16 protein-coding genes are annotated in these 21,242 nt (G+C 38.0%); 2 read left to right on the forward strand and 14 right to left on the reverse strand.

The window, feature by feature from the left end:
- From BLV55_RS09140 to BLV55_RS09165, 6 genes are all read right to left on the reverse strand, one after another.
- On the reverse strand, positions 1–673 hold a 673-nt coding region (locus tag BLV55_RS09140; protein WP_330386602.1), incomplete at its 3' end, for a hypothetical protein.
- A gap of 64 nt (positions 674–737) precedes the next feature.
- Positions 738–2,549 (reverse strand): glycosyl hydrolase family 18 protein, encoded by a 1,812-nt coding sequence (locus tag BLV55_RS09145; RefSeq protein ID WP_093313649.1) that lies wholly within the window; start codon positions 2,547–2,549, stop codon positions 738–740.
- Positions 2,550–2,792: 243 nt separating this feature from the next.
- A complete protein-coding gene (locus BLV55_RS09150) occupies positions 2,793–4,730 on the reverse strand; it encodes a flavocytochrome c (protein WP_093313651.1) in 1,938 nt (645 codons plus the stop codon).
- 186 nt (positions 4,731–4,916) lie between these two features.
- Complete coding sequence (locus BLV55_RS09155; RefSeq protein ID WP_176968344.1) at positions 4,917–5,744, reverse strand: MerR family transcriptional regulator; 828 nt, start codon at positions 5,742–5,744, stop codon at positions 4,917–4,919.
- Positions 5,745–5,829: 85 nt separating this feature from the next.
- Positions 5,830–6,324, reverse strand: a complete 495-nt coding sequence (locus tag BLV55_RS09160; RefSeq protein WP_093313655.1) for a Gx transporter family protein — start codon at positions 6,322–6,324, stop codon at positions 5,830–5,832.
- Positions 6,324–6,692: a NusG domain II-containing protein gene (locus BLV55_RS09165; protein ID WP_176968345.1), complete on the reverse strand. Its 369-nt coding sequence runs from the start codon at positions 6,690–6,692 to the stop codon at positions 6,324–6,326. The genes BLV55_RS09160 and BLV55_RS09165 overlap by 1 nt, the downstream gene beginning before the upstream one ends.
- 349 nt (positions 6,693–7,041) lie before the next feature.
- Here BLV55_RS09165 and BLV55_RS09170 point away from each other — a divergent pair, with 349 nt between their 5' ends.
- Positions 7,042–7,941: a patatin-like phospholipase family protein gene (locus BLV55_RS09170; protein ID WP_242870086.1), complete on the forward strand. Its 900-nt coding sequence runs from the start codon at positions 7,042–7,044 to the stop codon at positions 7,939–7,941.
- 254 nt (positions 7,942–8,195) lie between these two features.
- On the opposite strand, the gene BLV55_RS09175 is transcribed toward BLV55_RS09170, so the two are convergent.
- A complete protein-coding gene (locus BLV55_RS09175) occupies positions 8,196–10,004 on the reverse strand; it encodes a flavocytochrome c (RefSeq protein WP_093313659.1) in 1,809 nt (602 codons plus the stop codon).
- Between the two features lie 240 nt (positions 10,005–10,244).
- Between BLV55_RS09175 and BLV55_RS09180 the strand changes: the two genes are divergently transcribed.
- Positions 10,245–10,868: a TetR/AcrR family transcriptional regulator gene (locus BLV55_RS09180; protein WP_242870087.1), complete on the forward strand. Its 624-nt coding sequence runs from the start codon at positions 10,245–10,247 to the stop codon at positions 10,866–10,868.
- Positions 10,869–10,952: 84 nt separating this feature from the next.
- Here BLV55_RS09180 and BLV55_RS09185 read toward each other — a convergent pair whose 3' ends face one another.
- From BLV55_RS09185 to BLV55_RS09220, 7 genes are all read right to left on the reverse strand, one after another.
- Positions 10,953–11,750, reverse strand: a complete 798-nt coding sequence (locus tag BLV55_RS09185; RefSeq protein WP_207646065.1) for a DNA alkylation repair protein — start codon at positions 11,748–11,750, stop codon at positions 10,953–10,955.
- 133 nt (positions 11,751–11,883) lie between these two features.
- On the reverse strand, positions 11,884–12,591 hold the full coding sequence (locus tag BLV55_RS09190) for a LiaI-LiaF-like domain-containing protein (RefSeq protein WP_143033185.1): 708 nt from the start codon (positions 12,589–12,591) through the stop codon (positions 11,884–11,886).
- 576 nt (positions 12,592–13,167) lie between these two features.
- Complete coding sequence (locus tag BLV55_RS09200) at positions 13,168–14,937, reverse strand: hypothetical protein (protein ID WP_093313663.1); 1,770 nt, start codon at positions 14,935–14,937, stop codon at positions 13,168–13,170.
- Between the two features lie 181 nt (positions 14,938–15,118).
- A complete protein-coding gene (locus BLV55_RS09205; RefSeq protein WP_093313665.1) occupies positions 15,119–16,504 on the reverse strand; it encodes an MAE_28990/MAE_18760 family HEPN-like nuclease in 1,386 nt (461 codons plus the stop codon).
- A gap of 159 nt (positions 16,505–16,663) precedes the next feature.
- A complete protein-coding gene (locus BLV55_RS09210; RefSeq protein WP_093313667.1) occupies positions 16,664–17,368 on the reverse strand; it encodes a DUF4145 domain-containing protein in 705 nt (234 codons plus the stop codon).
- 185 nt (positions 17,369–17,553) lie between these two features.
- Positions 17,554–19,095 carry a UvrD-helicase domain-containing protein gene (locus BLV55_RS09215; RefSeq protein ID WP_176968346.1) on the reverse strand — a complete coding sequence of 514 codons (1,542 nt, stop codon included), beginning with the start codon at positions 19,093–19,095 and terminating at the stop codon, positions 17,554–17,556.
- Positions 19,086–20,819 (reverse strand): ATP-dependent nuclease, encoded by a 1,734-nt coding sequence (locus tag BLV55_RS09220; protein ID WP_176968347.1) that lies wholly within the window; start codon positions 20,817–20,819, stop codon positions 19,086–19,088. The genes BLV55_RS09215 and BLV55_RS09220 overlap by 10 nt, the downstream gene beginning before the upstream one ends.
- Between the last annotated feature and the right edge of the window lie 423 nt (positions 20,820–21,242).

A 21,242-nucleotide genomic window follows, 5' to 3' on the forward strand; every position in this document is an offset into this window, starting at 1 on the left:
GTCTTTTTTTGCTTTCTTCTATTTCTCGCCGCATTTTTCTCACTCTGTTCAGAGCTTCTAAATGCTTATACTTTGTTTTTCCTATCACTAAATAAAGACCACCAAACACTAAAATAACCAATATATAGGAAAGTGCCAGGTATAGCATCCCTCCACTTTCAAAAAGAATGTCATACAACCCAAAAGGAAGGGCAAAAAAGGTAATCGCCAGGGTCAGGATAATAATCCCTATATCTCCCATTCCCTGTGGAAAGTACAGAGCAAAAAACAGTCGATTGTTATATAGCCCGGGGATATGTTCCTGTTTGAACACTGATTTTCCGGCTAAATGCAGTTCTTCTGCCTCACTTCTAAAATCAGCCGTTTCTTCATCAGCCCGCTGAAGCATGGCCTTCTTTTTTGCTTTTTCTCTTTTAGATTCAACTTTTTTCAATTTTTCTGTAAGGCTATCAATCTGTTCATCAAAAGTTGCTTCCAACTGTGCCTTCCGTTGTTTCGTTACCTTTTTAATTTCATCTTCTATGGCATCTTCTTTTTGAGAAATGCTTTTTTCTGCTTTTATTTCTTTTTCCTGCAAAGTTTGTTTTTGTTGAGTGCGTTCATTTAACTCCATTACCTCTTCTTTAATCTTCACAATTTCCTGGATGCCACCCTGCAAAATACTCCTTCCCATCGCCACCATCCTTTCTTTAGTTTCCGCTTTTTCACCTCAAGTTTCCATCTTGTGAAAACCCTGCTCATTGATCAGCCCTTTGAAAGACGACATCACGTAGTGCCGGCCATATCTCCTCCGTAGCGAAGCTTCTTTGCCAACCAGCTACACCAGCCAGTTCCAGTTCATGAACCAAATTCGCCCGAATCGAAAGGGTTTCAGCGTTTTCAATCCAGATTTTCACAACGTCTTCCTCATCAATAAAGGAGGCATAATATAATTTTGCTTCTTCATCCCATATAGGCGTAAGTTCATTATTTTCGATAAAGTTTGCCTGTGCCTGCATTCCAATCGCTGTTGATCGATTCACCATCCGATTGGCTCTTTCCGTGGAAGGCCGCTCTCTCCAGACACGAGTATAAAAAGGAAGTCCTAATACCAATCTTTCTGAATCTACCACTTTTGCCAGTTCCTCCATCCCCCGCCTCACCCAAGGGTAAGAAGCCACCGGACCACTGATTGGACTGGAGGCCCAATGTTCATCGTAGGTCATAATGACTAAATAATCCACAATCTTTCCTAAATAAGCATGATCGTAACATTTTGACCAATTATCACTGCCACCCATGATGGTAACGTCCATCGACAGGATTAAATCGTGCTGTCTCATTTCCCAGGCCATTTCGTTAACAAAATGAGTTAGTCGATCTCGATCAGCTTTATAAACATTTTCAAAGTCCAGGTTAATTCCTTCATATCCCTTGGTAAGTGCTTCACTGATCATGTAGTCAATGAAATTTTTTCGAGCTTCGGCACTTTTAAGAAATTCATGGGTTCGGTCAATATCAAATTCATTGGAAACCAATGCCCAGATTTGAAACCCATTTTCTCTGGCCCAACGAATATACTGATCTGATGCCATGGAAGAAACACTTCCTTCCTCATCCGTCAACGCATACCAGGTAGGCGATACCACGTTCACTCCCGGCATTTCCGGCAAGGTATCCACATTAGGATTTCGGCTATATACAGCTTCCCACACCAGCATCAGGGGTTCTTCCAGTGGTGGCTTCCATTCCGGTAATCTGGCGTTTTGTAAGGTCTCCATGGACGCAAGGCGGTTCTCTGTTTCCCGAATGACCCCAAGGGTGCCTTTTTCCGTCACAATGGTAATATAATCTCCCTCTGTCTCGTAGGCCAGCGCCCGTCCACCAGAGGATTTTTCCAGAATGCGGGCAGGTTCCCGAAAGGTGCGCCACTTAAGGTATGGTTCCAGAGATAAGACCCTGCTCCGATAAACATTCATTTTCTCTTCATTCTCAAAAACAAGCTGCCCAGAATCTAATTGCAATGCCTGGTAAGGGAGATAATCGTTCATGAAAATCACATGACCGCTGGTTGTTCCTTCTTTTCTCCGAAGGCCTAAGTCATCAAAAATATCCAAATTCTTCAGGTCTTCGTAAGGTAAGAATGTACTTTCTTCCAGGTGAACTGGTGTTATGGTTGCTTCCTGAAGGGTACCATTAACGGTGATTTCACCTGTATCAGCAACGGTTATAAAAGCATCTGGACCCACCAGATTGGTTTGGCCTATTCCTTCATCATAATGATGGGTATACAGAGAATCCCGAAGCCAAAAAACATTAAAGTATGTTTTTCCTGTTTCGCCTTTTAGGGTTAACAGTTCTTCCGTATGAGGCTCTATCTGAACCCCTTTTTTGCCCAGATACATGACCTGAGGCGATCTCTCGTAAATTTCATAGGCGCCCAAAAGCGGCAGAGACTGTGCCCATCTACGAAGCCGTAAATTCAGTTCCAGGTTAATACTTAATACAGTCGTTACAACTAAAATCAATGCTACCAATACCAGCATCGTTGTTTTCATCCATTTTTTCATCGCTGTTCTTTTCCATCCTTCCCATTTGAAATGTGATCCTACGGGTTGAATCCATCAAGCTAAATGGCTTCTTTTAGATCATACCCCTTTGAACCAGTATTATGCAAGCACTATCTCTATCCCCAAACCCGTCAAAGAAACCTTTCTCTGAGTTAGTCACCTTTAACAAGCAAAAAACCTGCTAGACAATCAGCAGGTTTTCTTCAGTGTATCTATTGATTTTTTCGCTTCACTTATCTTTCTCTATTGTTCTGGAATAAAATTTGGCATTTTACCAGTTACAGCAATTTCTCCGGCAATATAACCGTGTACGGCTGCATCCGGTATTGCATTAGATCCTAATCGGTTAGTCCCGTGAACACCTCCGGTAACTTCGCCGGCAGCATAGAGCCCAGGAATCACTTCGCCCCAGATATCTTGTACTTCTGTTCGTTCTGTAATGGTCAAGCCACCCATGGTATGATGAACAGACGGCCATTGAGGAATAGCGTAATATGGGCCTTGATCTATTTTCATCATAATTCCTTGATCAATTACTTTGCCAAATTCAGGGTCATTACCATCATCGATAAATCCATTATGTTGTTCGATGGTTTCCACTAATGCTTCTGCCGCCATGTTAACAGCGTGATCAGCATATTGGTGTCCGTTAATCATTTGTGCCAACTCTTCAAGACTGTCGGCCTTAAAAATACGGTCATCCTTAATTCCTCCGGTCAGCTGTTCTTCGGAAATAAACCCACCTTTTTCGACAATTTCCTGATCAAAAATAGAGAAGGTTGGGAATCCGCCACTTTCCTGAGCTGCCCGAGAGCATACATCCCGTCTTTCACCTTCATTCACATAACGCTGTCCATATTCGTCAACATAAACAATCCCGGAACTAGGACCGCTGAAAGGAATAACAGCATAAGCATCCAAAACACCGTTATTAGGGTTTGCAAAAGGATATAGCTGAATATAGGACATATGCATGGTATTTGCTCCCAACTCCTGTGCCATGGTAATGGCCTCACCGGTAGCTCCTACATGATTGGTAGTAGGAATATCGGCCGTTAATGACGGTACATGTTTTGAACGCATTTCCACATTGCCGCCAAATCCGCCGGTAGTCAGAATAACGCCTTTTTCTGCCTGAACGGTTTTAACCCCATCTTTTGTCTTAACTTCAATGCCTACCACCCGTCCAGTTTCTCCGCCTTCACGATAGATTCCAGTCATTTCTGTGTTTAACATAATGGTAGCATCTGTATCTTCCAACATATCCTTCTGTACTTGCACAATATCAGCACCCACTCCATTAATAGTGGTATAGGTGCGATATCCATAATGACCTCCCGGTCGCGTAATGGACTCTCGAACCTCCAGCCCATTTTCCAGCATCATATCAAGAAAGAAAGGAGCACCGTAAACAAAGTTTCGCACCAATTTTTCATCACTTAAATAATCTCCACCAACAATAGTATCTTCAATATGCTTTTCAGCCGTATCGGGTTCAAGTCCTAAAGCTTCATACATTTCATCAGCAATGCTGCTGGTATAGGAAGCATATACGCCACCATTGATTTGTGAGTTTCCACCCAGAACTGGCATTTTATCAATTAACAGTGTCTCTGCTCCATTTTCTGTAGCACTGTAAGCAGCCGCTAAGCCGGCAAATCCGCCGCCTACCACTACAACGTCATAGGTCATATCCCACGTATCCGGAACCTCTCCATGACTCATGCGTTGCCGTACCTCTGTTGAAACTTGCTCTTCTCCTGCTGTCCCCAACTCAAATTCTTCAACGATCCCGCCTGCTTCTTCAATGGCTTGTCGGACAGCATCGATGATTCCCTGGCTTGTCAACGTTGCCCCTGTGATCGTGTCAACGCCTACACTTTGCTGAGCCACCATAGCCTCTGGAATTTCTTCCAGTGCAACATCAGAAACTCCCTGCGTTTCTTCATGTTCAATCACTTCTATTTTCTCGATCTCTTTTTCACCAAGTGTTACTTTAACCTTCATCGGTTTATATCCATCTACTTCTACTACATATTCTCCGGGATTCATCGACGTAATCTCTCTATCCCCACCAACTTCAGTGCCCGCATCCTTATTTTCTGGAGAACCGCATCCTGCCATGGATCCTACAAGACATAATACGAGAAAAAAGGAAAGAATTTTTATTGCCTTCTTCATTGACTGTCCACTCCTTTGGTGATTAAATTCTGTATTTTTTGTTTGATTTTTTGCTTGAACAACAGAGTAAGATGCTGGCCATGTCATCTATGCTTTTATTCAAAAGCGCTTGTCAAACTATTAACACTATACACTATCAAGCAGCTTGATAGTCAATCCCTAAAAAACAACCTGCTTCGATTTGATTTATTTCGATTTTTTCACGGGTATCCACAAGTCAATATATTGTCTATAAACCCTCTTTGCCCCTGGTTTTGATTGTCTGCAATCCGAGAAGATAATCTGTCCCCAGGGATTACCTCTTATCTCCAGACCTATTTCTTCAAAAAAAGATAACGCATCTTTTTCAACATGCAAAGATGCGATATCTTTACTTTGTACCGTCAGCACAACATTAGCGCAAAGCTGTCCGGAAAGAAACTGGGTTGTTTCCAAATGGCGTAAGCCATATTGATCGGCATAAGTTTGTTCAATGGAAAAGCCCTTGTGTTGCCGTTCCATTATAAAATACTGATTGTCTTTCTTAACACGGTAAAAAGCTGTTATTTTTGAAACAGGCAGTGCATCTACCCATGCCATGGTATCCGGTATTCGTTCATCTTGCAGTTGATTATCAGGCTGGCTGTAAAACAGAGATAAAGGCGGTGAGTAGCGAATCGAAAAGACTCCTATCGATTGATTCAATTGCCTTATCTTTCCACGATAATCATCTACCGTATCCGCTAAAACCTTTAAACGTTCTATCTCTTTGCTCATCATCCTATGTTTTTCATCCAAAGTCTTAGCGATGGATTCCGGTGTTGAATTTGTAAATTGTTCTACCACCTCTGTAATTTTATAACCCATGGCCAAATACTTTCGCGCACTGATCAATCGTGCAATATCGTCTTCATCGTAATAACGCCATCCATTTTTATCCTTTGTTGGACTGATAAGGCCTTTTTCTTCATAGAATCGTACCGCCTGACGAGTAAAACCAAAAATCCGAGATACTTGACCAATTGAAAAACTCATCATCCAGCCTCCCTATATGCTTTTCTTTTGAAGGATAAATAACCACCAATAGATGAACCTGCGCACCAGAAGCTACTGTGCCTGCTTATGGGTGACACGTTTTTAATCCCTTCAGTACGTTTTGTGCAATCATTCCTGTTAACATACCAGTAATTGCTCCTGATATGATCAGTACCGGCAGGTACAAAAGAAGTCCCTTCGTCTGGACAACAAGCATGGCCATCCCTATTTGACCAATATTATGAAAAACAGCACCTACCATGCTGACTCCTACAATGCTGAAACCATCGCTCCGTTGTATAAGGATCATGAACATCAAACTTAGCAATCCACCAGAAAAACCATACAAGGCTCCTGACAGTCCAGCAAATAACAAGCCACTCAAAACTACTTTTAATACCATTAATGTCATAGCCTCTTTCCAGTTCATGATGTATAAAGCATATAGCAATACCGTATTTGATAAACCCAGCTTAATGCCTGGCATGGCTGAAAAAACAGGGATTAACCGCTCTACGTAACCTAAAATAAGCGCTACCCCTGTCAATACTCCTAACACAGCTATTTTGTGTGCCCTCATTATTCCTCACCTCTAAGTAACTGAATCGACACCTTGTTATGCAAGCAATAAATCCACGCCCCTAAAAATCGCTGATCCATATTTTCTAAAGTCACTTCTCCCTGTTGCAAACAGTACTGACTTGAACAGTCTGAGTAAAGCATAGAAACTCCCTTTTGGGTCACTTGGATTTCATTTGTTTTGTCTCCTTGATCAATCACTATCACTTGAGGATCTTCCAAAGGAACCCTTACGTATTCTTCATCATTCAAAAAAATAACAGCTTGTGACGTCGCTGCATTTTCACTGGCATTAAGCCTTGCCCCTGCTAATCCTATGATCGAAACAATTAGAATAATCATTAGCAGTTGTATGTCTTTTTTCTTCATCAAATCACTCATTTCAAATAATTTCAGATAATTTCAGATAATTTCAGACAATTTCTTTATTTTACAGGGTGTCGTCAGTGTTTCCAGCAATCAGATTACCACATTGTGATTAGCATGACAAGCGTTGTTCTTACGCTACTATATCCATCAAAGCCTTGACTCTTACCGGCGTCTACCTGTGTCCCAATGGCTATAGCTCAGCCGGTTACGTTAACATACTGCGTTTCATATGCTATACTGATCATAAGGAATATAAACAACCAATAAGTAGCAAGGGAGTATCCTCAAAACACCTAGGCTTGTTCTAAGGAACCTTCTATATCATTAAGGATTAACAGGAGCTGACAATGTGACGATCCCAAATCAACCTCTTAAAAATAACATACAAGATACCGCTCTTATTTTTGAGGGCGGCGGCATGCGTGCCAGTTATTCTTCTGGTTTATTGCATCATTTACTTGAGAATCATCTGTATTTTGATTATGTGGCCGGTATTTCTGCCGGAGCCAGTTGTAGTGTCAATTACCTTTCCAGAGATCAAGAGCGGAGCAAGCGATCCTTTGTGGATATTGTAAAAGATCCTCATTTTGGCGGCTGGAAATCTTTCCTGACAGGCGAGGGCTATTTTCGAGCACAGTATATTTATGAAAAAACACCTTACCCGAACGCCGCACTTCCCTTTGATTTTCAACAGTTCAATCGCAATCCGGCTCAGCTTCGCATTGGAGCTTTTGAAATGAAGACTGGCATGATGAAATATTTCTCACGACAGGATATCCAGTCATTGCAAGATCTGATGAAAATTGTCCGAGCCTCTTCTTCCTTGCCCATCTTTATGCCCCCTGCCATTTTTAAGGAGGTTCCGTATGTTGATGGTGGGCTAAGTGGAGGAATCCCGTTGGAAGTAGCTAAGCAGGACGGGTATAACCGTTTTTTTGTTATCTTGACCCGCCCTAAGGGGTATCGCAAAGCACCTGTGAAGCATAAACGCATTGCCAAAACCTTCTACCGAAACTACCCGCAAGTAGCGGAAGCAATGCTTCATCGACATCAGCTTTACAACCAAACGCTGGAAGAATTAGAAGATTTACAACGAGATGGTAAAGCTTTTTTAGTCTATCCAGACGAAATGCCCGTCTCTAACATGGAAAAAAATTACACTAAGTTAAAACGAAGTTATTCCTTAGGCTACCAACAAGGAAAGCGAGATGTTTCCCTGTGGAAACAGTTCTGCGAACCATCCATTTAAATCTCCGGTTCTGATGCTACTGATCATGCTCCTACTGAATATTCCAGCTATCCAGTCAGTTAGTGTTCCGTTTTTTTGGCCAATGGTGTTGACCGCAACGTGGGATACCGACAACAGAAAACATCACCTCCTGTTTGTAACAGGAGGTGATGTTTTTGTTTTTGCTTATAAATGAATGATATCCGCCAATAAGCATTCACAGGAGATCCTGCAAAAGGGGGAGGAAGCACTAAAAACTTCCATTTTCAACGGTATTAACGTTGATTTGCTGCACTTTCTCCTGCAATTCGCCCAAAGACAAGAATATCGGCCAACGCATTTCCGCCTAACCGGTTACTTCCATGAATTCCTCCGGTTACTTCACCTGCTGCATAGAGACCAGGGATGATGCTTCCGTCAGCACTGATTACCTGCGCATATTCGTTAATTTCCACTCCACCCATGGTGTGATGAACTGTCGGAACTCGTGGTCCTGCATAAAATGGTGGTGTATCTATAGGTGTATCAAAAAGAGTTCGTCCAAACTCATCCGGTCCTCCTTCTTCTACTACCCGGTTAAATTCTTCAACGGCCTTAACTAAGTTTTCAGGATCCACATCAATCTGTTTTGCTAATTCTTCAAGAGTATCTCCCTTAAAGGCTCTTTCCTGAGCAATCAATTCTTCAATGGTTTCATTAAAATTATTCGTGGTTTCCTCTGTAGGATAATTTTTTGCGTCCAGCACTACCCACAACCATGCATCTTCCTGCTCCAGTAAAGCTTTTGTCATAACATCCCGTCTTGCCCCTTCATCGACAAACCGGTTCCCATCTTTATTGACAAAAATTCGATTTTCTACGCCTTGCTCTATATTTCCACTAAGGCTTCCAGAGTTCGGATCTCCAAGAGGAAGTAATTGAAGGTGTTCCATACCAATCAAATTGGCTCCGATGGCTTCCGCCATTACATGACCGTCACCAGTAGCACCTGGATGATTGGTACTCATTACGTCACCAAGATCCGGCCAGCTTTTATTAAACTCATTTAACATCTCATTGTTCATGGCAAATCCACCAGTCGCTAACACAACGCCTTTATTGGCATGAACCACTACCTCTCCATCCAGTCCCTTAGCAATGACACCTACCACAGCCCCGTCTTCCACAACCAATTCCAGGACTTCAGTATCCAGCATTGCTTCAATACCGTCATGTTCGTCAATATAGTTCTGATACGTTTCTATAAATCCGGTTCCCAATGGTTTTGAAGGTTTATGTGCCCGAGGCCATAACCCACCAAGAACGGTAAACACCTCTTCTTCAAACTCCATGCCCATACTCTCCAGCCATTCAACACCAGGATAGGCATTTTCGACAAGGATTTGAACTAAATCAGGATTTCCCAGTTCATCTCCTCCTTCAAAAGTCTGGGTAAAATGAAGCTCCACTGAGTCCTCAATCCCTTGTGCTTCCTGTCGCGGAGATTCAGAAGCATTAAGAGCACCGCCAGATAATATAGTGTTGCCACCTAGACGAGGCATTTTCTCCAACACAAGAACCTCCGAACCATGGTCGTGAGCTGTGACAGCCGCCGCTAATCCAGCACCACCACCGCCAATAACGACCACATCTGTGGTGAGTTCAATCGCTACGCTTTCTTTTGCTTCTCGTTCTCCAGCTACTTGAAGAGTTGCAATATCAGCACCAGCCTGACTTAATGCATCGGTAATCGCTTCCAGAATCGCATCGCTTGTAACCGTCGCACCAGAAACCGCATCAACGGCTAAGGACTGGCTGTCTAACACACCCTGAGGAATTCTTTCCAGAGCGGCATCCGTAATGCCTGCACTCTCGTTGTGGCTCGTAATTTCCACTGCCGTAATTTCAGATTCCGAAACCGTTACTTCAACAACAATTGGTCCGTTGTGACCATCTGCTTCACCGATATAAGTCCCTGCTGTAAATAACGCTTCTGCACCTTCATCACTTTGACCTGATTCGGCTGAATCACTTTGACAACCAATCAGAGTAAAAGCAAGCAATAAGCAGAGCAAAACGGCCAAGCCCTTTCTTTTTGTATACATGGTTATTCCTCCTCATTTCCATTTAATGAATTTATTCACTGAATATATTCACCGAACAAATTCATTATAAATTATTGTTAAACCTACGTCAATATCTCGCATCAATATTTTCTTTTACTCCGGGAAAACAGGCCCTTTCATTTACAGAGTATCTTCTGTTTGCTATAATATAAGTCCAATACACATCCTTTCAGAAAAGCTATTGATTAAACAATCTTTGGCAGAAAAATGAGGAGAATAATGAAAAAGAAATATACGAAACGCCAAATTCAAGCTCAAAATACAAAAGACACGATTTACCGATCCGCTGTTGCTTTAATAGAACAACACGGTTTTGACAACATTACCATTGAAGATATCTGCAAAGATGCTAACGTATCAGTAGGTTCTTTTTATAATGCCTTCCAATCAAAAAATGATATTATGTTCCGTATTTTCAAGATGGCTGATGATTATTTTGAAACAGAAGTAGCAGCAAGATTACAGGAAGGTACTACTAAAGAAAAGATCCTGCTGTTTTTCCATTATTATGCAGCGTATAATACCGAACGAGGAATCGATTTTGTAAAAAGACTTTACTCTGGAAAAAACAATCTTTTCTCTACCAAGGGACGGGCCATGCAAAACGTATTATCTGATATTTTAAGAGAAGGCCAGGCAAAAGGCGACATCCTACCCTCTAGTGATGTTGAAGAAATCAACCGCTTTTTATTTGTAACCATACGAGGTCTGGTTTATGATTGGTGTTTACATGACGGTGAATACTCTCTAACGGAGGCTACTGAAAAATATGTACAGCGCCTCTTATTACCTTTTCTCACAAAAGAAATGAACAAAGAAACTCACGAAACAAAAAAAATCTGATCTCCTGGTAGGGAGGCAGATTTTTTTATTTCTCATTAAACTTCCTAATGGAGTTTTCTCTGGAACAGGCTTAAGCAACGTTGATCAAATAGCTATTTTTCTGGTAGCCCTCTTGATGATCCACTTTGTATGTTTATCCTCTGACTTACGCCATTGTTTTATCAGTTTCGCTGTCGGCTCTTTATTGACCTTAAGCCAATCCGTCAAATGGTTTGCCACCGACTTTTTAACAAACATCACCTGATCTTCTTTTAGCAGTTCCAAGATAGTAAATACCGGTTGTGGATTATCAATAAAAGTATCCAGTTTGGTGGCCCAGGGAAGTTTTGGTCGCAACCCTTCGCTTGCTAATCTTCTTAAATGAAAGTTTTCTGACGTTGCCCATTCTGTCATTGTTTTTATTAATCGATCCGGCTCCTTTCTGATAAAAGGTCTGATAGCATATTCACCGGTATTTCGTTTTGTAATTTCTTCGATGGCCTTCAGAGAAAGATCAAAATGATCCAAACCATACTTTTCGACGTATTTTCCAATCGGTAGTATCCAGTAAAATTCAGAAAACATACCGGTTTCCTTTTCATTTTCTTCCCCTAAAATGGAAACAAGAATGCGAATTGCCGTTTCATAGTCTTTTGGCAGTGCATTGTACAGTTCTTCTGCATGCAGCTCAATACGTTTCGAGTAACTTAAATGCCCACATTTTTCATTAACAGCATTGACGTAAGCTTGCCTAGGAAAATTTTCATAAACACCAAGAATTTTATCCGCCAATAGTTCTGCTAAATCCACACCAACATGCTGGGTAATGGTTTTCTCTTCACCCATTCCTTCCCCTCCTACCATTTTATCACTTCCATGTATAATGACTTTCTCAAAACTCATCCGCTGCCGCCTCTTCCGATGTTTTGACAAAACGCCTTCAAACACGATCCGCCATTCGTTCATCACTTATTTACCGAATTTCATTGTGAAATCAAGACTGTCTTATTTCATCTCTCTTTTGGGCCAGGATACATTATCGACTCTGAATTTCGATGCCGCCCATTGTCACACGGCTGTGAATGTGAATAATGGAAGCATCCGGATGATCAGAAATTTGTTCCACCTTCTGAGTGCCGAATATTCCACCGGTTTCATCACCAAGCATTTCCAAACCACCCAGCACCACCGTGCCCTGACAGTATGCTGTAACATCTTCAGGTAGTGTAATTTCGATGCCACCCATAAAAGCATTGCAGAACAGGTGATACTCTCTTTTCGGTTCCAGTCTGGCCTTATTCAAGTCCAGCTCAACGCCTCCCATGATTGCCCAGTAGGTTCCATCCTCAAAGTCCCAACCAGCTTTGGTTTTTTCAATTCCACTCAAAATTGCCATGTTATTAGTGCCAAACATTCTTGGTCCTTTAATAAAGTTTATTCCAATCAGGATCAAAACCACTGGCCAAAAGAAAGTCCAAAAGATGGAAAAATCCACCTCGAACCAGCCTTGCCGATTTCCCAGAATAATGATTCCTAGTCCACTTAACAGAAGACCTGTAACCAATCCGCCGGTTCCTTTTCTTTCCATGAGAAAGGAAGCTCCCCAATAAATCAGTAATAAGGGCCAAAAGTTTCTGAAAATCCATCCTACAGATATGTCTGTATAGCCAAGATTATTGGCCAGTAACACACCTCCGAGAAGAATAAAGACACCACCTAAAAACCATTGTCTCTTACTATTCATAATATCACCGCTTTCATAGGTATTGTTAACAATATTCTACATAGTCTACGGAGAATGTGGCAAATAGTTTCGCCCCTTTTCTTTATTACAGCTCATTATGTGACCACCTACTAATGAGCTTAACCGTTTACTTGAATAACTTCATACACAAGTCGATGCTGAATGTTTATTCTACGTGCATAAGCCCCCGTAAATCACCAAGGAGCTTTTCATAAGGTGGTGCGACTGATATAGACCCTGGAAGTAACTGGAGTTTGTCATCATTGATTGGTATAGCTGCAAGATCATCGATTACGAGCTGAGCAGCACCCTTGAAAAAGCAAGAGAGTGGACTTTGCCGGAAAGAGTCTGGTTGAACCAGTGAAAAAGGAGGAAGATAAAGCCGTAAAGACATCATAAGCAACCTTTCGTGAAAACTATTTATTTGTATAGGAGCACATCGATACTTAATTTATATTCACTTAAACGCACGGTTTTCTCAGTTAAATTTTAGTTAGAAAATGCGACATCTTTCTTGATAATTACCGTCATTGCAAGGGTCATATTTGGGAGTTGCTGTGTTATCTGAAGTTCTTTTTATGGTTGACATGTAATATATACATTGACGTTTGAATTTTGACAACTCGAAATCAGTGAGGACAATAACCAAAGAATTTGGATTGTCTCATTCTTAGGTTTTCCAATGCCCTTTTTCAATATGTTCACCTCTGTAATAAGATCATTCTTAGATATAAAATCAATAACAAGATATACACATTTTCTGGTATTAGGAGTTGTACTAGTACACACAAAATCACCAGTGAAACTGGATAGATCTCCTTTACGAGTTCTCTCAATGCCAGAACTCACTTTATCCTTATTATATTTTTTCTTCCATTTTTCTTTCTTTCGCTCTAAATCTTGTTGTGTAGCAAATATATTTCCAATATTTTTTTGTGCTTGAGATACAACTTCATGAAAACTTGATGCCCCAGAAGTTAAGTTAGAATGCTTACTATGAAAATAGTTAATTGACTCTCCAACACGTACGCTTATATGATCTGCCCACTCGTTTCCTAGATCATCACAAATAATGTAATCATCATTCACAGCTAATTTTTCTTCAACAAATCCGAACAAACAGTCTGAATCGAATTTGACAGAACTAGCTTTCACTTTTCCCTTCTCTGAAGTTATTGAAGCTAACTCTGGAAACTCTATAAAAACGCTCATAAAATAATCTAGATTACCCAGTAACTGGCTGTCTTTGAATAACTTCCTATTCTTATATACAATGTCAATATTGTCAAAGCAAATAATGAATTCGTGCCTTTTATTTAAATAGTGTAATAGATTAATTTCTTCCCCGTTACTCATCAAAATTATAATGTTTGATAGCTTACTTGAATGAATAGAAATTGATTTACTATTGATTTTTAACCTAAGTGATTTATCTAATTTATTATCTATGTTGTAATACGTTTTCTTTCCTTCAACAGTTTTTGTTATAGGTTTTACAGTTTCAAGTTGATCTAGAATCCGATTAAGAGAAATCTCTCTTTTTTTACTCCCCTTCATATAATATAGCCCATCCACTATATCTTCAGTTTTGAGCTCAGTGACGAGCATAAGTATATTGCTTGGTTCGAGAATACTAATATTATCTTCAAAACTTAGTGGTTTAGCAAAGTGATCTAAGTAATTATTATGATGAACAAATCCAATTAGTTTCTCAACTATTGAAATAATCCATTGACAAAAACCCGTGAAATCCGATTTTTTACTTACTTTATTAATACGCGAAGTATTTAAGGATAACGTATATCTCTCTTCACCTTCCTTAATTCGCATGTTATTTATAATAGCTCTATTTGCGCCAAAAGGCGAATAACTGTTTTTCAAATTTAATGCTTCCACATTGATTCGTCTAATAACATTATCTGACACGTCCATATTATTCATAGTCATTTTTTCAAACATAGTATCATCATCAACAAGCAGTTTTGAGATTACTCCATAATCCAAACTTTCAATTCTGAATTTTAGCAGTTTCTCAAGGCCACTAACGTTTTTCTTTGAAATAACTACATAGTCATCATATTCTACAATTAATGCATATGCATATTTCAATTCTCTATCTGATACACTGTGTAAAAAAGTTGGTAGTTGTTCATACTTGAACATGCAAATTGAAAAAACAATGTCCTTACCATCAATTATTTTTTTCTCTTTTACTAACTTTTCAACATAGTTGCCCGTTCTATTCTTTGAAATCTCCACAAATATGTCATTAACCATCGTCTTACTAATTCTTTTAACGCGATTATAAAAGTATGCACCTTCAATTAAAACTAATTTATCTAACATATGCCACACTCCTTCGTTACTAATAGAAAGAATTTCAGATAACGTTTCGCATTGCCGAAGCCTTTGATCTGGACCCCAAAGGAATACTTCTTGGTGGAGCTTGTTTCCCAGCGAAAAGGTTTGGGTCGGAGCGGAGCCGGCAATGCACTGTTAGACGATGCATTCTATGGAAGCTTTCAAATCACTTTAATAGATAGTCTTTATACCATGGAATTTCAAGACCATGATATTCAAGGTAACCATATATATCCTTCTTATTGCCCCATGGAAATAGTTTTTTATCAACACAAAACACCACAATCTTTCTTGCGAAATTACTTACATCTCTATCGCAGGAATCACAAAGTACCACTGAAATATTAAATAGTTGCTCTGAGTTCTCTACATTATATTCTATAGACAAGTACATATCCTTAATCGCATTACATATCCTTTCAAGGTTAAACTTTCTTGGTTCCTGAACATAGTAGTAAAAAAAAGAATCCCATGTGAAATTGTATGCGTTGCCTTGAAACAATGAATCTACAGATACACCCGTGAATCCCTTTGGATGTTTCAGAAAATTATTCAAAATATCTCTACTTGGCAATAGGAAACTATGACATTCTTCCCATTTTTCCTTCCAAATATCAGTCTCAAAATAACAATCTATTAATCTTGCTGACAAAATACTTAGAGCATCTAAACACTCATAAGAATTGTGCGACAAACTAAAAAATGGTGAGACTGGCCACAACGCATTTTTATTGTATGACTTACGGCCATGTGCAATTGAATTGCGTGTTCCTATTAATTCATCAATAAACGAACTAGTTACATCATCCAGTAGCTCATACTTTGTTAGTACAAACTTACACTTCTGTGAAATGGAAAGTTCACTGTCAATAAACAACTCATTAATTATGTTCCTATTTTTTTTAAGTTTGTCGTTAATCTGAGTAGCATTATAATGTAAATTTTCTTCATAATATGAGTTTATTTGATTGAAGATTCCATCTGTCAATTTGGCCTTCAACTCATCTCTAAACATTTCAGAAATCATCTCAATTATGTGAAAATATCCAAGTATAGCTTCATCATGATATAGATTGGCATCATTACTTTCAATTGACAAATAACTGGCTTTTCGCCATCTATCCAATAATGATATCGATAATTGAGTATCGTCTTTGATTTTCTGGATTAACTTTTCTAAAGCTAATGTATAATCATTGTCATCAAATATAAATTTAGTCGGCTTTAATTCAATACTTCTGGGAATAACGGTACTACAGCTCTCATATCCAGAATACTCAAGAAAAGGTATTCCTGTAATAAAAGTAATTATATTCTGAATTGATAGCACTTCACTTCTTAAATATCTATTCGCTTCATGGACTCCATAAAACTCTTGTAATTCAATTTCTGATACTAAATTGACCACTCTAGAATCATAATGACCATTATCTGATCCCATAGAAACATAATCATTTTCAGAAATTACAATCGTATTATTAAATCTAAAAAATAATTCTAGTGCTTCTTCTGTATTGAATCCATATTTCTTTTCAACAAATACTTTATTCATAGTCAATCACTTCCTCCATTAGCTAGTTACACTAATTAAATATTTCGCCTAACGTTCCCGCTATTACCGAAGTCACTCCTTTTGACCCTTAGGGCAAAAGTAGCGCTGCCCTTGCCCCGCAAGGGCTGTGACATCAGAGTGATTTAGGTAATAGTCGTGTTATCTGATGTTCTCACCGGAAGTATTCTTCATAGCTGGTTTTCCTAATGCCGCTAACTTCTGATTTAATTCTTCTTGCCTTCTTTGCAATTTTAAAGGTTGTACGAAATAAAAATCATATAACATTTCTAATACTTCCAATAACCACTCTGCCTCTCCAACTTCAACATCAATGATTTCCCCTGTATTAGTGTCCTTTAATGGATGTGCAGCAAAATTACCTATATTCCTTATTGCATCAACTGCTTCTAAAAGATATGTAGGTAATGACTGTGAAGTAGTAAACTCTTCAATCTCTTGAGCCAAGCTCTTCTTCCTAATACCTAAATGCTCATGTAAAAATTTTTGAAGTGATCGTCTACTTAATGCAGCACTAGCTTTGGGGCTGATACTTAAAACAACAGAGGCTTCTTCAAAATCGGTTTTGTATTTACTTGGAACTTCTGGTGGTAAAATGATGCCATTTGAATTCATTGGATATATTATTTTGGCATTAATAAATGGCTCTTCAATTTCAGTTCTATATTGGTCCGAAACATATATTCCTTCAACAAACTGAACAATAAGATTTTCACATGAAGGACAAAAACAAGTAGAAACTCCATATCCACTAAGTTTTCCTTTTATTTCCTTGTTTTCATACTGATATGATAATTGACCATACTCTTCATAATGAAATTCAATGCTACAATATGGACATTTCATAATTAACCTCCTACTAGCTCTTAATTTCATCTAACGTTTCCGTATCTCCGACGCTCCTGAACTGGACCCACGAAGCCCTTCTTCCTTGGCGGTGCTTGCACCCAGTGAAGGGGTGTGCGTAGCGAATGGAGATATTTTGTTAGGTGATGTTGGTAACAGAAGTATCCATGGTAATTTATTAAAAGCTACTTGATAACCTTTATAACATTTTCAATCTCAATATCAAAACCTAAACTAGAAGTACTTAATACCGCATGATTGATATGCCCCAAATATCTTTTTTTGATGTATTCATTTTTTGCCAAAATCAAAAGCCTTTCTTCTGGTCTTGAAACAGCTACATAGTGAAGAAACTTTATATCAGGCCTCTCAAAATCATAATTTACTGCATTTATTATAACCTGATTAAATTCTAATCCCTTTGAGGAATGAATCGTCCCTGATGTAAGCTTGCATCTATCTTGGTTATATGTCGCTACATACTTCTCATCTATTACAACATCATATAACAGCTCAACTTCATATTCTATTTTTTCAGTTACAATATCGTACCCCAAATAGTTATATAGACTATAACAACAACCATAAAAAACCTCGTTTTCTTCAATACTGTCCTTAATAATATTCAATTTCGTTTTTAGCATAAATACTTTAAAGTCATCTGGTATTGGTATTTCATCTCTAAAATCGTACTCACTATACCTATGCTTTAATATAAAGTTTGCTATACTTCTAGCTATCCAAATATGCTCACTCTCCATAGTTGCATAGTCAAGAGGCGAACTCGGAATATAAACAAAATCAAGTCCTGTAGCATTAAGTCTTTCGCACCATGATTTCGCATCATCATTACTAAAATTTAACATTGCACATTTCTCGTCTAAATTGAGCCATTCTTTAATATAGTAAGAGGCATCATCTTTATCAGTATACTTATACAGGATTACTTCATTATTAAAATCGATTGGTCGATAATATTCTCTTACTGAATCCATAAATATGTTGGAGTAGTTCTGAATTGCTTTGTTAGAGCGAAAGTTATGTCTTAACACAAATCTTGTAAATCTTTCTTTCTCAAACAATCCAGTAAAGCCCCTACTGTATGCACCTCTCCAACCATATATCGACTGTTTTGCATCACCAACAATAAATAGCGGAATCTCAAGTACGTCACATAAATACATAAAAAACTTATGCATATCAATATCACTATCTTGGTATTCATCTATATATATTCTGTAGTACTTTGCTTTCATAAATCTTCTAGCTGAATGAGAATTCTTCACTATCTCCAATGCTAACTGAAAAGCAAAGTTCTTCTTATTGTCATTGTACTTACACATAAACTGTGTGTTTTGAATCTTTGCAACTCCTTCATTAAAGTCACTAATCTGATTCTCATTGCTGAAGTCAGGTTTAATATCTTTTTTGAAATCAGTGCCATAGATATCATACATAAATGGTTGAATAATTTCTGACCAAACAAAATTATCATTAGTTCCAACAAATCCATCTCCACGATTCGGTCCAAGTCTATTTGAAATTTCTTTAGCTGCTTTTCTGGTAAAAGTTATCGCTGCAAAAGTTTGAAAGGTCTTATTCTCCTTCGAGTCTCTTTTGATTCTCATTACCGTTGTATATGTCTTACCTGTCCCAGCACTAGCACTGATAACAACATTCCCTTCTTGAGTCAGGACTTTTTCTCTAATGTCATTATCTATTGGCAACACAAGCTCACCAACTCTCTAATGCATTCAAAGCGGTCATGATTATAAATAACATCGATATCATTAATGTCCATATATTTGCATAATCCAATCATATGCTTCATTTTGGCTTCTTGAAGGTAATCAATACCATTCTTTGAACTATTATTATAACTCGCAAAATCATCCATCCGTTCTTGGATTGCTTCATATAAATCATTTTCTAGGTCAATTCTAGATAAATAGATATTACTCATTACTAAGTTATCAATTTTCTCTGAATAATGGTCATCATATATTTCCCGCTTAACATCTTTTCGATATTCTTCTTCAGCTTCATATTCATCTATATCATTTATTTGAAGATTATCTACTAAATCTTCAGAGATTAAAGATAAACAACGATTCACTCCAAGTAAATTGACATCACCTCTTGATTTGTTAAATCGCAAATCATTATCAGTGCGAACGATAACCTTAATTCCTAAATAGGTTAAAATATTATAGTATTCACTAAAGTTAATGCCATCTACCTCAAGGATATACCCCCCAAGACTTTCATATCTTTGACATTTATCGTGCAGTACTCTCTCAAATAGAATCTTTTCAGATGGTCCTTCGACTAGCAAAACAACATCTGCATATATGGCTTCAGTCAAATTCTGATTTAGTTTTTGCTTCAGTTTCTTATACTCTTCAGGAACTACATAAGTATGAGATTTTCCAATTACTAAACAGTCTTGAAATAGCTTAATCAAGTTTACTTCATCCATCTGACTAACAATAAGAGAAGAGTGCGTAGTCATAAATAAGTACTTGAATACTTCATCTGAAAAAATCTGATAAGATAGTGCAATCTGCATTGACCTATGCAAATGATTTTCAATTTCCTCAATTAAAAAGATGTTTATTTTCTCTTCTTCTTGCCTTCTGTTTTCTAAAGTTAATAAAGTATATGCTAATATCTTCTTTCTACCATCACCTGCTGTTGGGTATGTTTCACATACTTCATTCAAAATATATGGAGTTAGTTTACTATGTAAGTTACTTACTTCAATCTCTGATTTAATAGTTACGTTAAATCCTTGTTCATCCCTAAATTTTTTATATTCCTCAACTATCTCTTGTTCAAAAGTCTTAATTGCAGATAAATCACCCACACTATCATTAAGTTCTTCTATTTTAGTTGTTAAATCTTCTCTTTCTTCGTCAGTTAAACTAGATTCTTTCTTGAATATTTCTTTTGAATATTTCTTGAAGGTGCTTTCAAGCTGAATGGACGAATCAATATAGACTACATTAATGCATTTATCCAATTCAAAGTACTGTTGTTTACTTGGAATATCTTCCAAATTGTTCAAATCAATTCCCCAGAACAGATTAGGCTCTCCCACTAACTTATTTTTGTCATAGGTAGCATTTAATTGAATGAATACAACCTCAGCATCTGATGTAATTGCACCTTTCATCATCTTGAATATTTTCTTATTATCAGAGTCATCTTCATTGTCATCAATTTGAATTGTAAGTGTTATACTAATTTCTTCCGAAGTATCCTTGTTATAATAATCAGAGTCAACAAATCCATCTCTTCTATAGTTTCTGTCAAGTAAATATCTTAATGCGGCCAAAAAATTACTCTTTCCTATATCATTTAAGCCAAAAATTATGTTACGATTAGTTAAATCAATATCTACTTCTTTAAAATTCCTGAAATTTTTGATGGTTAAATGTTTAAATATCATTATACTCCTCCTAGTTCTCATCCTTTTCGTATAATATCTTTATATAGAACCATATGCTTGTGTATGTTTAGCTCTAGTTGCCAATTTCACCTAACATCTTATTCCCGCCACTCAGTTCGTTTTACCTCCCATTTCAATAGGTATTTGTGAACCTTGGTTCGGTAATATCGACTTCTTTTTGTAACAATGCAGAATCCCGTTGCTTTACTCTTCTCACAACCTATCCAACGGACACCACATTTTTCTAAGAGTCTCATTGCTCACTTTGCTTAAAAGAACAGTTACTTCTTCATTATTCAAAACTTAACAAAACTTACAGGAAGTTTATTCTCTATTAATGTATTCGACAACAAATCATTTTACCCTTCGAATAAATCAAAAAAGTTATACCGCCTATGCCTCTGGAAATTAAGATTCTCCAAG

The organism is Tindallia californiensis (assembly GCF_900107405.1).
In the GTDB taxonomy this organism is placed as follows: domain Bacteria; phylum Bacillota; class Clostridia; order Peptostreptococcales; family Tindalliaceae; genus Tindallia; species Tindallia californiensis.

Bases quoted from the DNA above. Each gene is read 5' to 3' on its own strand.
- BLV55_RS09155 (WP_176968344.1), bottom strand. From the start codon at position 5,744: ATGAGTTTTTCAATTGGTCAAGTATCTCGGATTTTTGGTTTTACTCGT.
- BLV55_RS09175 (WP_093313659.1), bottom strand. From the start codon at position 10,004: ATGTATACAAAAAGAAAGGGCTTGGCCGTTTTGCTCTGCTTATTGCTT.
- BLV55_RS09210 (WP_093313667.1), bottom strand. From the start codon at position 17,368: ATGAAATGTCCATATTGTAGCATTGAATTTCATTATGAAGAGTATGGT.
- BLV55_RS09205 (WP_093313665.1), bottom strand. From the start codon at position 16,504: ATGAATAAAGTATTTGTTGAAAAGAAATATGGATTCAATACAGAAGAA.
- BLV55_RS09180 (WP_242870087.1), top strand. From the start codon at position 10,245: ATGAAAAAGAAATATACGAAACGCCAAATTCAAGCTCAAAATACAAAA.
- BLV55_RS09160 (WP_093313655.1), bottom strand. From the start codon at position 6,324: ATGAGGGCACACAAAATAGCTGTGTTAGGAGTATTGACAGGGGTAGCG.
- BLV55_RS09150 (WP_093313651.1), bottom strand. From the start codon at position 4,730: ATGAAGAAGGCAATAAAAATTCTTTCCTTTTTTCTCGTATTATGTCTT.
- BLV55_RS09190 (WP_143033185.1), bottom strand. From the start codon at position 12,591: ATGAATAGTAAGAGACAATGGTTTTTAGGTGGTGTCTTTATTCTTCTC.
- BLV55_RS09145 (WP_093313649.1), bottom strand. From the start codon at position 2,549: ATGAAAAAATGGATGAAAACAACGATGCTGGTATTGGTAGCATTGATT.
- BLV55_RS09185 (WP_207646065.1), bottom strand. From the start codon at position 11,750: ATGAGTTTTGAGAAAGTCATTATACATGGAAGTGATAAAATGGTAGGA.
- BLV55_RS09220 (WP_176968347.1), bottom strand. From the start codon at position 20,819: ATGATATTTAAACATTTAACCATCAAAAATTTCAGGAATTTTAAAGAA.
- BLV55_RS09200 (WP_093313663.1), bottom strand. From the start codon at position 14,937: ATGTTAGATAAATTAGTTTTAATTGAAGGTGCATACTTTTATAATCGC.
- BLV55_RS09165 (WP_176968345.1), bottom strand. From the start codon at position 6,692: ATGAAGAAAAAAGACATACAACTGCTAATGATTATTCTAATTGTTTCG.